Source organism: Flavobacterium sp. J49 (assembly GCF_011742145.1).
Taxonomy (GTDB): Bacteria; Bacteroidota; Bacteroidia; order Flavobacteriales; family Flavobacteriaceae; genus Flavobacterium.
In genome coordinates this window covers 623,154-638,493 of the sequence record NZ_JAAQQU010000104.1, presented here as the reverse complement: position 1 = coordinate 638,493, position 15,340 = coordinate 623,154, and the positions used below count along the sequence as shown (strand labels likewise).

16 protein-coding genes are annotated in these 15,340 nt (G+C 40.4%); all 16 read left to right on the top strand.

The features are described 5' to 3' along the window. The first annotated feature begins 14 nt into the window (after positions 1–14). The 16 genes from aspS to HA632_RS09375 all read left to right on the top strand — a co-directional run bounded on the left by aspS (position 15) and on the right by HA632_RS09375 (position 15,266). Positions 15–1,769, top strand: coding sequence for an aspartate--tRNA ligase (gene aspS / locus HA632_RS09450; RefSeq protein ID WP_176306927.1), 1,755 nt, complete (start codon positions 15–17; stop codon positions 1,767–1,769). A 218-nt stretch (positions 1,770–1,987) separates the two neighbouring features. Then, positions 1,988–2,188: a cold-shock protein gene (locus tag HA632_RS09445; RefSeq protein WP_176306926.1), complete on the top strand. Its 201-nt coding sequence runs from the start codon at positions 1,988–1,990 to the stop codon at positions 2,186–2,188. 206 nt (positions 2,189–2,394) lie between these two features. Beyond that, the gene (locus HA632_RS09440) at positions 2,395–2,760 is read left to right on the top strand and encodes an NADH-quinone oxidoreductase subunit A (protein ID WP_171221030.1); all 366 of its coding nucleotides are present in this window, start codon (positions 2,395–2,397) and stop codon (positions 2,758–2,760) included. 13 nt (positions 2,761–2,773) lie between these two features. Continuing rightward, a complete protein-coding gene (locus HA632_RS09435; RefSeq protein ID WP_171221031.1) occupies positions 2,774–3,319 on the top strand; it encodes an NADH-quinone oxidoreductase subunit B in 546 nt (181 codons plus the stop codon). A gap of 1 nt (position 3,320) precedes the next feature. Beyond that, positions 3,321–3,839: an NADH-quinone oxidoreductase subunit C gene (locus HA632_RS09430; protein WP_176306925.1), complete on the top strand. Its 519-nt coding sequence runs from the start codon at positions 3,321–3,323 to the stop codon at positions 3,837–3,839. Between the two features lie 17 nt (positions 3,840–3,856). Then, entirely contained in the window at positions 3,857–5,092 is a 1,236-nt protein-coding gene (gene nuoD, locus HA632_RS09425) for an NADH dehydrogenase (quinone) subunit D (protein WP_176306924.1), read from the top strand. Between the two features lie 5 nt (positions 5,093–5,097). Continuing rightward, the gene (locus HA632_RS09420) at positions 5,098–5,628 is read left to right on the top strand and encodes an NAD(P)H-dependent oxidoreductase subunit E (RefSeq protein ID WP_176306923.1); all 531 of its coding nucleotides are present in this window, start codon (positions 5,098–5,100) and stop codon (positions 5,626–5,628) included. A gap of 4 nt (positions 5,629–5,632) precedes the next feature. Further along, complete coding sequence (gene nuoF, locus HA632_RS09415) at positions 5,633–7,000, top strand: NADH-quinone oxidoreductase subunit NuoF (RefSeq protein WP_176306922.1); 1,368 nt, start codon at positions 5,633–5,635, stop codon at positions 6,998–7,000. A 72-nt stretch (positions 7,001–7,072) separates the two neighbouring features. Beyond that, a complete protein-coding gene (locus tag HA632_RS09410) occupies positions 7,073–8,128 on the top strand; it encodes a 2Fe-2S iron-sulfur cluster-binding protein (protein WP_176306921.1) in 1,056 nt (351 codons plus the stop codon). Then, complete coding sequence (gene nuoH, locus HA632_RS09405) at positions 8,121–9,152, top strand: NADH-quinone oxidoreductase subunit NuoH (RefSeq protein WP_176306920.1); 1,032 nt, start codon at positions 8,121–8,123, stop codon at positions 9,150–9,152. The genes HA632_RS09410 and nuoH overlap by 8 nt, the downstream gene beginning before the upstream one ends. 12 nt (positions 9,153–9,164) lie before the next feature. Beyond that, a complete protein-coding gene (locus tag HA632_RS09400; protein WP_176306919.1) occupies positions 9,165–9,716 on the top strand; it encodes an NADH-quinone oxidoreductase subunit I in 552 nt (183 codons plus the stop codon). Beyond that, the gene (locus HA632_RS09395; RefSeq protein WP_176306918.1) at positions 9,716–10,231 is read left to right on the top strand and encodes an NADH-quinone oxidoreductase subunit J; all 516 of its coding nucleotides are present in this window, start codon (positions 9,716–9,718) and stop codon (positions 10,229–10,231) included. The genes HA632_RS09400 and HA632_RS09395 overlap by 1 nt, the downstream gene beginning before the upstream one ends. Beyond that, positions 10,231–10,551, top strand: coding sequence for an NADH-quinone oxidoreductase subunit NuoK (gene nuoK, locus HA632_RS09390; protein ID WP_131474937.1), 321 nt, complete (start codon positions 10,231–10,233; stop codon positions 10,549–10,551). The genes HA632_RS09395 and nuoK overlap by 1 nt, the downstream gene beginning before the upstream one ends. A 6-nt stretch (positions 10,552–10,557) precedes the next feature. Beyond that, positions 10,558–12,435, top strand: coding sequence for an NADH-quinone oxidoreductase subunit L (gene nuoL, locus HA632_RS09385; protein WP_176306917.1), 1,878 nt, complete (start codon positions 10,558–10,560; stop codon positions 12,433–12,435). A 10-nt stretch (positions 12,436–12,445) separates the two neighbouring features. Continuing rightward, positions 12,446–13,882: a NuoM family protein gene (locus HA632_RS09380; protein ID WP_176306916.1), complete on the top strand. Its 1,437-nt coding sequence runs from the start codon at positions 12,446–12,448 to the stop codon at positions 13,880–13,882. Between the two features lie 4 nt (positions 13,883–13,886). Beyond that, positions 13,887–15,266, top strand: coding sequence for an NADH-quinone oxidoreductase subunit N (locus tag HA632_RS09375; RefSeq protein ID WP_176306915.1), 1,380 nt, complete (start codon positions 13,887–13,889; stop codon positions 15,264–15,266). Positions 15,267–15,340 lie beyond the last annotated feature (74 nt).

Genomic DNA, 15,340 nt, shown 5'->3' with positions numbered 1-15,340 from the left:
GAAAATTTATTCCAATGTACAGAAGTCATAATTGTGGCGAATTAAATGCCACTCATATTAATAAAGAAGTTACGCTTGCCGGTTGGGTTCAAAAATCTCGTGATAAAGGTTTTATGATATGGGTTGATTTGCGCGACCGTTACGGAATCACGCAATTAATCTTTGACGAACAAAGAACCGATAAAACCGTTTTTGAAAACGCAAAATCACTGGGACGAGAATTTGTCATTCAAGTTAAAGGAACTGTTATTGAGCGTGAGTCAAAAAACCCGAACATGAACACGGGTGATATCGAGATTTTGGTTTCAGAACTGACTTTATTAAATGCTTCTATCCTTCCGCCATTTACTATTGAAGATGAAACCGACGGTGGCGAAGACATCCGAATGAAATACCGTTACTTGGATATCCGTAGAAATCCGGTAAAAAACTCCTTGCTTTTCCGTCACAAAGTGGCAATGGAAGTCCGCAAATATTTATCCGATTTGGATTTCTGTGAAGTGGAAACCCCTTATTTAATCAAATCAACTCCGGAGGGTGCGAGAGATTTCGTGGTGCCGAGCAGAATGAACCAAGGACAATTCTACGCCTTACCTCAATCGCCTCAAACCTTCAAACAGTTGTTGATGGTTGGCGGCATGGACAAATATTTCCAAATCGTGAAATGTTTCCGCGACGAAGATCTGCGTGCCGACAGGCAACCGGAATTCACCCAAATCGATTGTGAAATGGCATTCGTTGAACAAGAAGATATTCTGAATGTTTTCGAAGGCTTGACGCGTCATCTTTTAAAAGAAATAAAAGGCATCGACGTAGCAGAATTCCCGAGAATGACCTATGATTACGCCATGAAAACCTACGGAAATGACAAACCGGATATTCGTTTTGAGATGAAATTCGGAGAATTAAACGCCGTTGCGCAACACAAAGATTTTGCCGTATTCAACTCGGCCGAATTGGTTGTCGGAATTGCAGCTCCCGGTTGCGCTTCTTACACTCGTAAAGAAATTGATGCGCTAATTGACTGGGTAAAACGCCCGCAAGTGGGTGCTTCAGGTATGGTTTACGTGAAATGTGAAGAAGACGGAACATTCAAATCATCCGTGGATAAATTTTACGACCAAGAAGATTTGAAAAAATGGGCAGAACTCACCAATGCCAAAGCAGGTGACTTGATTTTAGTATTATCGGGTAACGCCAACAAAACAAGAACACAACTTTCTGCCTTACGTATGGAAGTAGCGACTCGATTGGGCTTGAGAAAACCCGACGAGTTTGCACCATTATGGGTGGTAGATTTTCCACTATTAGAATGGGATGAAGAAAATGGTCGTTACCACGCCATGCACCATCCATTCACGTCTCCAAAACCGGAAGACATGAAACTCATCGAAACCGAACCGGGAAAAGTGCGCGCCAATGCTTATGATATGGTATTGAACGGAAACGAAATCGGCGGTGGTTCGATTCGTATACACGATAAAGAACTCCAAAGCAGCATGTTCAGCCTTTTAGGATTTACACCGGAACAAGCGCAAGACCAATTTGGCTTCCTGATGAATGCCTTCCAATTTGGCGCACCACCTCACGGTGGCTTGGCCTTTGGTTTGGACAGATTGGTGGCTATTTTGGGCGGACAAGAAACCATTCGTGACTTTATCGCTTTCCCTAAAAACAATTCGGGACGCGATGTGATGATTGATGCACCATCAGCCATTGACGATACGCAATTGAAAGAATTGTATATAAAATTAGACTTGCCACAATAAATATCAAATTCGCATTTTCAAACAGCGCCATTATTTAAAAATTTATAAATAATGGCGTTTTTTGTTGCTGTTTTTAGAATAATTCAAATATTGTACTGAAAATCATTCAATTATAATTGAAATAAATTGAAATAAAATTAACTTTTTATTTGATTTTTGTTGGCTATGTCGCAAATAAGTATATCTTTGGGCATTATTAATTTTTTTTATATTACAAAATGCGCACAGGTAAAGTTAAATTCTTCAATGAATCAAAAGGTTACGGTTTTATTACTGACGATGAGACAGGAAAAGACATTTTCGTACATGCTACCGGAATTAAATCAGAAGGTTTAAGTGAAGGTGATAAAGTATCTTACGAAGAAGAAGAAGGAAGAAAAGGTAAAGTAGCAGCTCAAGTAGTGGCTATCGAAGACTAATATATATTATTTTTTGATTACCTAGAATGACACAACGTCCCGAAAATTTCGGGACGTTTTTTTATGGAACAAATTCCTTATTTAAAATCAGTTTAAATAAACGTTTTTAGGGCAATAAATGCCAAAGGTTTAGCCCTGATTTTTGCGAATTAAATAATGCGATGTATATTTGTGGCTATTTTAATTTACTTCTAATTTTGAGCGTTATGCAGTCTAATCAATTAGATTATTTACCAATCCTGATGCAAGCAGGTTTAGCCGTAGGATTTGTGGTCTTAACCATTATCGGCTCTAGCTTTTTAGGTCCGAAAAGACATTCCAAAAGCAAAGACAAAAACTTTGAGTGTGGTATCGAATCAGTAGGAAATGCCAGAATTCCTTTTTCAGTAAAATATTTCTTGGTAGCGATCCTTTTTGTCCTTTTTGACGTAGAGGTAATTTTCCTATACCCTTGGGCCATTAATTTCAAAGCTTTGGGCATCGAAGGAATGATTAAAATGGTTATTTTCATGTCACTTTTATTAGTAGGTTTCTTCTACATTATCAAGAAGAAAGCGCTGGAGTGGGAATAAAAAAACAATTGCTATGAGTACTACAAAACCAAATATGGTCGCTCCGCCGGAAGGAGTAGTTGGTGAAGGTTTCTTCGCCACCAAATTAAATGACGTTGTCGGATTGGCGAGAGCCAACTCGCTTTGGCCATTGCCTTTTGCGACTTCTTGTTGCGGAATTGAATTTATGGCCACAATGGCTTCTCACTACGATTTGGCGCGTTTTGGTTCGGAAAGGGTAAGTTTCTCTCCACGACAAGCCGACATGCTGATGGTCATGGGAACCATTTCCAAAAAAATGGCGCCGATTTTACGTCAGGTCTACGAACAAATGTCGGAACCGCGTTGGGTTATCGCCGTTGGCGCTTGCGCTTCTTCAGGAGGTGTATTCGACACGTATTCTGTGTTACAAGGCATTGACAAAGTGATTCCCGTTGACGTTTACGTACCGGGTTGTCCGCCAAGACCGGAACAAATTGTAGACGGCGTAATGCAATTGCAAGAATTGGTGAAAAACGAATCGGTTCGCCGCAGAAATTCACCGGAATACAAAGAATTATTAGCTTCTTATAACCTATAATATGGCTTTAGAAACAGCTTATATACAAGATAAATTGGCTCAGACATTCGGTAATAATGTGCTGAATTTTGAAATGAAAAGAGATATTTTCACTTTAGAAGCCACACCCAATACCATTCACGAAGTGATTCGCTTTTTGAAAGAGCAAGAAGATTTAAACTTTCATTTTCTTACCGATTTAACCGGAATCCATTTCCCGGACAATGATGAAACACACCAATTTGCCGTAGTGTATCAATTGCACAACTGGATTGAGAATGTGAGAATCCGTGTAAAAACTTATTTGCCCGATCCGGCAGAGGTTGATACGGTAACCGACTTATTTCTATGCGCCAATTGGATGGAAAGAGAAGCTTGGGATTTCTTCGGCATCAATTTCAAAGGACATCCACAACTGAAACGCATTTTGAATATGGATGAAATGGTTTCTCACCCAATGCGAAAAGAATTCCCGATGGAAGACAGCGGAAGAACCGATAAAGACGACCGATTCTTCGGAAGAACACCAGTTAATAATTAAATAATTCAACATTCTCAATGTCAGATTTATTATTATCACCAGAGCATCGATATGCTAAAGTTATAGAAAAAACCCGCAACGAAGACGGAAGCGAACTCTCTATATTAAACTTAGGCCCAACACACCCGGCCACACACGGAATTTTCCAAAACATCTTATTGATGGACGGAGAACGAATCCTGGATGCCGAGCCAACCGTTGGTTACATTCACCGTGCCTTCGAAAAGATTGCCGAAAACCGTCCGTTTTACCAAATCAACGTGTTGACCGACCGCATGAACTATTGTTCGTCGCCTATCAACAACATGGCTTGGTGGATGACCGTAGAGAAATTATTGAATATTGAAGTACCGAAACGTGCCCAATATTTAAGAGTGATCGTAATGGAATTGGCCAGAATCACAGACCACTTGATTTGTAATTCGATTTTGGGTGTTGATACCGGCGCTTATACCGGTTTCCTTTATGTATTTCAATTCAGAGAAAAAGTATACGAGATTTACGAAGAAATTTGCGGCGCTCGTTTGACTACCAATATGGGAAGAATAGGCGGTTTCGAAAGAGAATGGTCTGACGAAGCTTTCAAAAAACTAAATACTTTCCTTGAAGAATTTCCGGTAGCCTGGAAAGAATTCGAAAACCTATTTGAAAGAAACAGAATTTTCATTGACCGTACCGTTAATGTTGGTCCAATCACCGCTGAAAAAGCAATGCAATACGGATTGACAGGTCCAAACTTACGTGCCGCCGGAATTGATTACGACGTTCGTAAAGCCGCACCTTATTCTTCTTACGAAGATTTCGAATTCGATATTCCTGTTGGAAAATCAGGCGATACTTATGACCGTTTTTGCGTGCGTAATGCCGAAGTTTGGGAAAGTTTGAGCATCATCAAACAAGCTCTAGCGAAATTGCCGGAAGGTCCAATCCACGCTGATGTTCCCGATTATTATTTGCCACCGAAAGAGGATGTTTATACCAACATGGAAAGCTTAATCTACCACTTCAAAATTGTGATGGGTGAAGTACCGGTTCCGGTGGACGAAATTTATCACGCGGTGGAAGGCGGAAACGGTGAGTTAGGATTCTATTTAATTACCGACGGAAGCAGAACACCATACCGTTTAAAATTCAGAAGACCTTGTTATATCTATTACCAAGCCTATACTGAAATGATTAAAGGCGGAATGCTATCGGACGCTATCGTTATTTTATCAAGTTTAAATGTAATTGCAGGCGAATTAGACGCTTAAGTAGTATGGAAAGATCACACATCAAACAAGAGATAAACATTACTGAACCGTTGATGGCTCGCATCAATGAGTTAATCAGTCATTATCCTGCCGATAAAAAGAAATCAGCTTTATTACCGGTTTTGCACGAAGTTCAAGACGCTCACGACAACTGGTTGAGTATCGAACTGCAAAACAAAGTTGCCGAAATCTTAGAAATATTGCCTATAGAAGTATACGAAGTAGTGACTTTTTATACGATGTTCAACCAAAGACCCATCGGAAAATACATGTTCGAATTCTGTCAAACTGCCGCTTGTTGTCAAAACGGTGTAGAAGATTTGATGGATTATACTTGTTCCAAATTGGGCGTAGGTATTGGCGAACCAACCGCTGACGGACTTTTCGAAGTACGCGGTGTAGAATGTTTAGGCGCTTGTGGTTATGCACCAATGATGCAATTGGGTGATTTCTACCAAGAACATTTGACCAAAGAAAAAGTAGACCAGCTAATCGCTGATTGCAAAGACGGAAAAATCACTTTACACGATAAATAATATCATGGGAAGAAAAATATTATTAGACAAAATCAACGTTCCGGGCATCAAAACCTATGAAGTATATCGTCGTGAAGGCGGTTATGCTTCAGTGGAAAAAGCCCTGAAAAAAATGACTCCGGATGAAGTAGTCGAAGAAGTAAAAACTTCAGGATTACGCGGTCGTGGTGGCGCGGGTTTCCCGGCCGGAATGAAATGGAGTTTTATCGACAAAAAATCGGGCAATCCAAGACATTTGGTTTGTAACGCCGATGAGTCGGAACCGGGAACTTTCAAAGACAGGTATTTAATGGAATACATTCCGCATCTTTTGATTGAAGGAATGATTACCTCGAGTTATGCTTTGGGTGCCAACCTATCCTACATCTACATTCGTGGAGAATACATGTGGGTGTACAAAATTTTAGAAAGAGCCATCGCCGAAGCGAAAGCAGCCGGTTGGTTAGGCAAAAATATATTAGGCTCAGGCTACGATTTGGAATTATTTGTCCAAATTGGTGGTGGTGCTTACATCTGCGGAGAAGAAACTGCCTTAATTGAAAGTTTAGAAGGAAAACGTGGTAATCCAAGATTGAAACCACCATTTCCTGCTGTGAAAGGACTTTGGCAAAATCCAACCGTAGTAAATAACGTTGAAACGATTGCGGCTGTGCCATGGATTGTCAACAATTCAGGGGCTGATTATGCCGGAATCGGGATTGGTCGTTCGACGGGAACCAAATTAATTTCGGCTTCCGGAAACATCAAAAATCAAGGTGTTTACGAAATTGAATTAGGTGTTTCTGTATACGAATTCATGAATTCCGACGAATATTGTGGTGGAATGCAAACCGACAGACCTTTGAAAGCATTGGTTCCGGGTGGAAGTTCGGTGCCAATTTTACCCGCGAATTTAATCTACAAAACCGCGGCTGGCGAAGACCGTTTGATGACTTACGAGAGTTTATCCGATGGTGGTTTTGCAACCGGTTCGATGTTAGGTTCTGGTGGATTTATCGTTTATGATGACCGCGCTTGTATCGTTCGCAACACTTGGAATTTCTCCCGTTTCTATCACCACGAATCTTGCGGTCAATGTACGCCATGTCGCGAAGGAACCGGTTGGTTAGAAAAAGTATTGTGGAGAATCGAAAACGGACAAGGACGCGAAGAAGACATCGAATTGTTGTGGAGTATCCAGTCCAAAATTGAAGGAAATACGATTTGTCCATTAGGCGATGCGGCTTCATGGCCGGTAGCTGCGGCGATTCGTCACTTTAGAGACGAGTTTGAATACCATATCCGTTTCCCGGAAAAAATAAAGAACCGTGACCATTTCGTTCACGAACCTTTTGAACAAGTAAAACATTTAGTTGCAAAGCAACCAGTATAAGTAAAAAAAGGTTCTCGTTGATAGTTGATGGCCAAACCAACAACTGACAACCGACAACCGACAACTATTATTATGAAAGTAACCATAGACGGTCAAGAAATTGAAGTAGCACCGGGAACAACTATCCTGCAAGCTGCTCGTATGATTGGTGGAGAATCTGTTCCGCCAGCCATGTGTTATTATTCTAAACTAGAAGGAACCGGTGGAAAATGCCGTTGCTGCTTGGTAGACGTTACTAAAGGTAGCGAAGCCGACCCAAGACCAATGCCTAAACTCGTTGCGTCATGCGTAACCGGTTGTCAGGACGGAATGGAAGTAGCGAGCAAAAAATCGGACAGAGTAGCAGAAGCGCGCAAAGCCGTAACCGAATTCCTTTTAATCAATCACCCACTCGATTGTCCGGTTTGTGACCAGGCAGGCGAATGTGATTTACAAAATTTAAGCTTCGAACACGGAAAACTACAACAGCGTTTTATAGAAGAAAAAAGAACTTTCGAACCGGAAGATATCGGGGACAAAATTCAATTGCACATGAACCGTTGCATCGTTTGCCAACGTTGCGTGGAAGTTGCCGATCAATTAACCGATAAACGTGTGCACGGGGTTTTAAATCGTGGTGACCACTCGCAAATTTCAACTTGTGTATCGGCAGCCATCGACAATGAATTCTCCGGAAACATGATTGATGTTTGTCCGGTTGGTGCTTTGACAGATAAGACATTCCGATTCAAATCGAGAGTTTGGTTCAACAAACCGTTCAATGCCCACAGAGAATGTACTACGCCGGGTTGTTGTGGAAAAACTACTTTATGGATGTTCGGTAACGAAATTCAAAGAGTAACCGCTCGCAAAGACGAATACCACGAAGTTGAAGCTTTTATCTGTAATACTTGTCGTTTTGACAAAAAAGACGTTTCGGATTGGGTAATTGAAGGCCCGAGAAAATTCGAAAAAGATTCGGTAATCAACCAAAACAAACATTACGGAAAATTAGACACCGTAGTTATCGATACCGAAAAAGGCATTCTTCAAGGTAGAGACATCGACCGTAAAAAAATTAGTATGGCCGAAATTGATTACAACGAAAAAATAGACGGTAACCCAATAAACGGAAAGCAAAATGGATAGTGCCTTTATCATAGAAAAAAGTGTGGTTATCGTAACCGTATTTGCCATCACCATGATCATGGCCATGTATTCTACTTGGGCCGAACGTAAAGTAGCGGCCTTTTTGCAAGACCGTGTAGGTCCAAACCGCGCCGGTTGGGGTGGTTTGTTACAACCTTTGGCCGACGGTATGAAACTTTTTGCCAAAGAAGAATTCGAACCCAATACGCCTAATAAATTTTTATTCTTTGTCGGACCTGCCATTGCGATGAGTACGGCTTTGATGACCAGTGCGGTAATTCCGTGGGGTGATCAACTCGAAGTTTTCGGAAGAACCGTGCAACTGCAAGCTACCGATATTGATGTTGCTTTGCTCTACATCTTCGGAGTGATTTCGGTTGGGGTTTACGGCATTATGATTGGAGGCTGGGCTTCTAATAATAAATTCTCTTTAATGGGTGCGGTTCGTGCCGCTTCGCAAATGGTTTCTTATGAAGTAGCCATGGGATTATCGATGATTGCTTTGTTGATGATGACCGGAACTTTGAGTTTAAAAGAAATCTCCGAACAACAAGCCGGAATGAATTGGAACGTATTCTATCAACCGGTAGGATTCTTAATCTTCTTAATCTGTGCTTTCGCGGAAACCAACAGAACGCCTTTCGACTTAGCCGAATGTGAATCGGAGTTGATTGGTGGTTACCACACCGAATATTCTTCTATGAAAATGGGATTCTATTTGTTTGCCGAATACGCTAATATGTTTATCTCTTCTGCGATTTTGGCTATCCTGTATTTTGGAGGTTACAACTATCCGGGCATGCAATGGATGATAGATAATGTTGGTGCCAATACGGCTAATGTTATCGGAATCGGGGTTTTATTTGCTAAAATCTGTTTCTTCATCTTCTTCTACATGTGGGTGCGTTGGACGATACCGCGTTTCAGATACGATCAATTGATGAACTTGGGCTGGAAGATTTTAATTCCACTATCTATCATCAACATTATAATAACCGGAATTTGCATTTTAGCTTTTAAATAAGATACCGCAACTATGTCAACAGCAATTCAAAGTATATCGCTTTCAGGCAAAAAGAAACAGGTTTCCAATAAGGAAATGACGTTCTTGGAGCGACTCTATTTGGTAGCCATTGTAAAAGGCTTACTCATTACCATCAAACACTTTTTCAGAAAAAAAGCTACGATTCATTATCCGGAGCAAGTACGTGCTTTTAGTCCGGTATATCGTGGTCGTCACATGTTGAAACGCGACGAACAAGGTCGTGAAAACTGTACGGCTTGCGGATTGTGCGCCTTATCTTGTCCGGCTGAAGCCATCACGATGAAAGCCGCCGAGCGCAAAAAAGGCGAAGAGCATCTGTACCGTGAAGAAAAGTACGCCGAAATCTACGAAATCAACATGTTGCGTTGTATTTTCTGCGGCTTGTGTGAAGAAGCTTGTCCGAAAGATGCAATTTACCTGACTATTTCTAAAGAATTGGTTCCGGCGCAGTACGACCGTGAAGATTTTATCTTCGGTAAAGACAAATTGGTGATGCCTTTAGAAATGGCTATAAAAAATACTCAACTTAAAAACGCTAACTAATGTCGCCTATATTAATTACTTTCTACTTTTTAGCAGCCATTACGTTGGCCACGGCGTTTTTAACCATTTACAGTAAAAACCCTATTCACAGTGCCATTTACTTAGTGCTTTGTTTCTTCTCAATCGCCGGTCATTACTTGTTATTCAATGCACAGTTTTTGGCCATAGTACATATTATAGTGTATTCGGGAGCGATTATGGTACTCTTCCTGTTTACCATCATGTTGATGAATTTGAATAAGGAAAATGAAGTCCACAAACCCAGAATCACCAGACTTGGCGCTATCGTTGTTTTTATTCTAATGAGCATCGTGTTGGTGACTATTTTCATCAATTCAAAAACCATTATGGGCGATTACGATACTTCAGGAGAAGATTTCCAATCGATCAAAACCCTTGGGAAAATATTACTGAACGAATATATGGTACCATTCGAATTTGCTTCTATCCTATTGTTAGTAGCAATGATTGGTGTAGTTTTATTGTCTAAAAAAGAAAAAACGGAGAAAAAATAATGAACAATATTTTAAATGAAATAGGGATAGAAAACTACATTTTCCTTTCGGTACTACTATTCTGTATCGGAGTATTTGGAGTGTTGTACCGCCGAAATGCCATCATTGTTTTCATGTCGATTGAAATCATGCTGAATGCGGTCAACTTATTGTTTGTAGCGTTTTCAACATACCACCAAGATGCCGAAGGACAAGTCTTTGTATTTTTCTCGATGGCGGTTGCCGCAGCGGAAGTGGCCGTTGGATTGGCCATCTTAGTTTCGGTATTCAGAAACTTAGGGTCGATTGATATTGATAATTTAAAGAATTTAAAAGGATAATCTGAGATGGAAACAAATTTAGCTTTAGTATTACTCTTATCTCCATTTGTTGGATTTCTTTTCAATATTTTCTTTGGAAAAAAAGTAAGCAGAAATGTATCCGGTGCTATCGGAACGCTAACCGTAGTGGTATCGTTCCTATTAAGCATCTGCTTTTTTGCCCAATTGAACCAAAACGGAAAACCATTTGAAATTTCTTTATTTGATTGGATTCAAGTGAGTAATTTCAAATTAGACTTCGGTATTTTATTAGACCAATTGTCTTTATTGTGGTTGTTATTCGTAACCGGAATCGGTTCGTTGATTCACCTCTACTCCATCAGCTATATGCACGATGACGAGAACATGCACAAGTTCTTCGCTTACTTAAACCTATTCGTTTTCTTCATGATTACCTTGGTTATCGGAAGCAACTTATTGGTGATGTTTATCGGTTGGGAAGGCGTTGGATTGTGTTCCTATTTGTTAATCGGTTTCTGGTATAAAAACCAACCGTATAACGATGCGGCTAAAAAAGCGTTCATCATGAACAGAATCGGAGATTTAGGTTTCCTAATCGGGATGTTTATCATCGCTGCTTTATTCTCCACTCTAAACTATAACGAAATCAAAACGGCGTTAACAGCCGGTAATGCCGATACTGTAATGCTTGGTGTTGCTGCTTTATGCTTATTCATCGGAGCTTGTGGAAAGTCAGCTCAATTACCGCTATATACTTGGTTACCCGATGCGATGGCCGGTCCGACACCGGTTTCTGCGTTAATTCACGCCGCTACGATGGTTACCGCCGGTATCTTTATGGTAACACGCATGAACTTCTTATTCGACATTACGCCGGATGTACAAAATATTATCGCCATCGTTGGAGCTGCCACCGCTTTAGTTGCGGCATCAATCGGTTTATTACAAAATGATATCAAAAAAGTTTTGGCCTACTCTACCGTTTCCCAATTGGGATTGATGTTCTTGGCTTTAGGTCTTGGCGCTTACACCGTAGCGGTATTCCACGTAATCACACATGCCTTCTTCAAAGCGTGTTTGTTCTTAGGTTCCGGTTCGGTGATTCACGGCTTACACGGCGAACAAGACATGCGAAAAATGGGTGGCTTGCGCAAAGCAATGCCTATCACCTTCTGGACAATGATGATTTCTACCTTAGCGATTGCAGGTATTTTCCCGTTTGCCGGTTTCTGGTCAAAAGACGAAATCTTAATGGTCGCTTTTGAACACAACAAAGTATTATGGGTAGTGGCTTCGATTGCATCGATTATGACCGCTTTTTATATGTTCCGATTGATGTACTTGACATTCTTCAAAGAATTCAGAGGTACGGAAGAACAAAAACACCACTTACACGAAAGTCCGAGTTTAATCACGATTCCATTGGTAATCTTAGCCGTTTTAGCGGTGATTGGTGGTGCGATTAACTTACCGGGAAGTATGTGGTTGAACCATTTCTTGGAACCGATTTTAGCGGCCAAACACGAAGCACACCATTTAGGAACGCAAGAGTTTATGTTAATGGGTATTGCTTTAGCGGGTGCTATCGTTGGGATTATTTGGGCGAATGCCAAATACATCAAAGGTGGTTTTGTACCTAAAGAAGATTCCCAAATCGTTGGTTTCAACAAAACGGTTTACAACAAATATTATGTTGACGAATTTTACACGTTCTTAATCGTAAAACCGATTAACGGTTTGGCCAATTTCTTCCGCACAACCTTAGAACCGGCTTTAGGCAAAGTGGTTTTCAGTTTCGGGACTTTGGCTAACGGAATCGGAACTCAAGGAAAAAAATTACACAACGGAAATATCGGGTTGTACCTTTTTGTCTTTGTGCTTGGTATTTGTGCCATCATTACTTATTTATTTATAGCTCAATAATTTTTACATAATGGATGTAACTACTATATTATTATTACTTCTGGTTGGTGCCGTTGTCACATTCTTCGCAGGAGATAAATTAGCTTCTAAAGTCGCTTTGGTATTCAGTTTGGGCGCTTTAGGTTTGTCTTTGTATTTGTTAAACTTATTGAACCAAGGTGCCGTCATCAGTTATATTGGTCAATGGATTGCCAATCCAAAAGTAACCTTAGCTTTTAAAGCCGACGGTTTATCTATGGCCATGGTTTTATTGACTACTGCGCTAACGCCTTTGATCGTGTTCTCTTCTTTTGGAAACAGTTTTACCAATGCTAAAAACTTTTATGCTTTAGTATTGTTTATGTCGTTTGCCATGGTTGGAACATTCTTAGCAGCAGACGGATTATTATACTATATCTTCTGGGAAATGGCTTTGATTCCAATTTACTTCATCGCTTTAATTTGGGGTAACGGTGACGCCGAGGAACGCAAAAAAGCTGTGGTGAAATTCTTCATCTACACACTTGGAGGTTCACTATTCATGCTAATCGCTTTTGCCTATTTGTATTCTAAAGCCGGAAGTTTCCTTTTAGGTGATTTATACCAATTAGAACTAACCACTACGGAAGAATGCTGGATTTTCTTTGCTTTCTTCTTGGCTTATGCTATCAAAATTCCGATTATTCCTTTCCATACTTGGCAGGCCAAAGTGTACCAAAAAGCACCAACCGTTGGAACGATGCTTTTATCCGGTATCATGTTGAAAATGGGATTGTACAGTGTTATCCGTTGGCAATTGCCTATCGCGCCCAATGCTGCCAAATGTTGGATGCCTGTTTTAATCGGATTGAGTATTGCCGGTGTGATTTATGGTTCTATTGTGGCTTTACGCCAAAAAGATGTAAAGAAATTATTGGCTTACTCGTCATTAGCACACGTTGGTTTGATCGCCGCCGGATGTTATACGTTAACCCTTGACGGATTAAGCGGTGCGGTTTCGCAAATGATTGCCCACGGTTTTGTAATCGTAGGTTTGTTCTTCGCTGCGGAAGTAATCTTCAGAAGATATGAAACCAGAACAATAGCTGATTTAGGCGGAATTCGTTCACAAACGCCTAAATTCACTTCCATGTTTATGATTTTGGTTTTGGCCTCAGTGGCTTTGCCGGGAACTTTTAACTTCGTGGGAGAATTCACGGTATTGTACAGTTTAAGCCAAGTGAATATTTGGTTCGCCGTTTTGGGTGGAACCACTATTATTTTGGGTGCTTACTATATGTTGAAAATGTTCCAGAACGTAATGTTAGGAGAAACCAACACCAAAGTATTTGCCGATGTAACAGCTAACGAAGCGATTACCTTTGTGGCAATCATCGCGTTTTTACTGTTCTTCGGTTTGTATCCGAAGCCAATTGTAGATTTGGTAACGCCTAGTTTAAAAGAAATTTTAGAAGTAATAAATAAATAATAAAATGCAAGTATTAATAACAATAGTATCATTAGGCGTTTTTTGTCTGTTGGCAGAAATCTTCAATTTAAGAAAACTACTGGTTCCGGTTACTGTAATAGGTTTACTTGCCATTTTAGGTATATCCTTAAATCTTTGGGCTATAGACCCAAGCATTGATTCCAACTATGTGAGCATGATTGCCGTCGATAAATTTTCGAACGCCTTCTCATCTTTATTCATCTTACTGACTATTTTCTTAATTGTCCTTAGCGGTGATTTCTACAAAGAGCATCAAACCAAAATATCCGACTTCATCGCCATCAAAATATTCCTTTTGGCCGGAGCCGTAGCCATGGTTTCGTTTACCAACTTATCAATGTTCTTCTTAGGCATTGAAGTATTGTCGATTTCACTGTATGTCTTAGCCGCCAGCCGAAGATTGGACTTAAAGAGCAACGAAGCCGGAATGAAATACTTCCTCTTAGGCTCATTTGCCTCAGGTATCATTTTATTCGGAATCTGTTTGATTTATGGCGCAACCGGTTATTTTGACATAAACGAAATCAAAGATTTGTCTTCCGGTTTAGGATTGCCTATTTGGTTCCCAATAGGAATTACTTTGATGATAATCGGAATGCTTTTCAAAATCGCAGCGGCGCCTTTCCACTTTTGGGCTCCCGATGTTTACGAAGGTTCACCGGCTTTGACCACAGCTACCATGAGTACTTTAGCCAAAGTTGTAGCCATGGCCACTTTGTACAAAATTCTTAGCGGTTTGACCTCATCGTTAACCCCAACTTTCGAAATGGTAATTGTGGTAGTGTCTATTTTATCGATGACCATCGGAAATATCATGGCGTTGCGTCAGGACAATGTAAAACGTATGTTGGCCTTCTCCGGAATTTCACACGCCGGATTTATGTTGATGGCGATCCTAAGTTTATCAACCGCAGCAAGTACTTTACTGTATTACACCGCAGCCTATGCTTTAGCCGGTATCGCTTCCTTTGCCGTAATCATTTATGTAACGCGCAACAAAGACAACGAAGCTATAACCAACTTTAACGGCTTGGGTAAAACCAATCCTTTATTGGCCGCTGTATTAACCGCTTCGCTTTTATCGATGGCGGGAATTCCGATTTTCTCCGGATTCTTTGCCAAATTTATGTTGTTCAGCGATACCATTAAATCAGGTTATTTATTCTTAGTGATTATTGGCGTAATCAACTCGATTATCAGTGTGGGGTACTATTTTAAATTGATTTTGGCCATGTATACCAAAGAGGCGACAGAAGAAAGACAAGCTGTTCCGGTGGTATATTACTTTGTCGCCGTAGTTTCGATTTTGCTGAATATCATTATCGGACTTTATCCTTCTTTCGTAACTAATTTATTGAACTAGAAAGCTCTTTACTTCATTATACCCAAAACCATCAAAGCGCCATTTTGATGGTTTTTTATTTATTAACATCCTAT

Bases quoted from the DNA above. Each gene is read 5' to 3' on its own strand.
- HA632_RS09400 (WP_176306919.1), top strand. From the start codon at position 9,165: ATGTCAACAGCAATTCAAAGTATATCGCTTTCAGGCAAAAAGAAACAG.
- nuoH (WP_176306920.1), top strand. From the start codon at position 8,121: ATGGATAGTGCCTTTATCATAGAAAAAAGTGTGGTTATCGTAACCGTA.
- nuoL (WP_176306917.1), top strand. From the start codon at position 10,558: ATGGAAACAAATTTAGCTTTAGTATTACTCTTATCTCCATTTGTTGGA.
- HA632_RS09420 (WP_176306923.1), top strand. From the start codon at position 5,098: ATGGAAAGATCACACATCAAACAAGAGATAAACATTACTGAACCGTTG.
- HA632_RS09380 (WP_176306916.1), top strand. From the start codon at position 12,446: ATGGATGTAACTACTATATTATTATTACTTCTGGTTGGTGCCGTTGTC.
- nuoD (WP_176306924.1), top strand. From the start codon at position 3,857: ATGTCAGATTTATTATTATCACCAGAGCATCGATATGCTAAAGTTATA.
- aspS (WP_176306927.1), top strand. From the start codon at position 15: ATGTACAGAAGTCATAATTGTGGCGAATTAAATGCCACTCATATTAAT.
- nuoK (WP_131474937.1), top strand. From the start codon at position 10,231: ATGAACAATATTTTAAATGAAATAGGGATAGAAAACTACATTTTCCTT.
- HA632_RS09430 (WP_176306925.1), top strand. From the start codon at position 3,321: ATGGCTTTAGAAACAGCTTATATACAAGATAAATTGGCTCAGACATTC.
- HA632_RS09375 (WP_176306915.1), top strand. From the start codon at position 13,887: ATGCAAGTATTAATAACAATAGTATCATTAGGCGTTTTTTGTCTGTTG.
- HA632_RS09410 (WP_176306921.1), top strand. From the start codon at position 7,073: ATGAAAGTAACCATAGACGGTCAAGAAATTGAAGTAGCACCGGGAACA.
- HA632_RS09440 (WP_171221030.1), top strand. From the start codon at position 2,395: ATGCAGTCTAATCAATTAGATTATTTACCAATCCTGATGCAAGCAGGT.
- HA632_RS09395 (WP_176306918.1), top strand. From the start codon at position 9,716: ATGTCGCCTATATTAATTACTTTCTACTTTTTAGCAGCCATTACGTTG.
- nuoF (WP_176306922.1), top strand. From the start codon at position 5,633: ATGGGAAGAAAAATATTATTAGACAAAATCAACGTTCCGGGCATCAAA.
- HA632_RS09445 (WP_176306926.1), top strand. From the start codon at position 1,988: ATGCGCACAGGTAAAGTTAAATTCTTCAATGAATCAAAAGGTTACGGT.
- HA632_RS09435 (WP_171221031.1), top strand. From the start codon at position 2,774: ATGAGTACTACAAAACCAAATATGGTCGCTCCGCCGGAAGGAGTAGTT.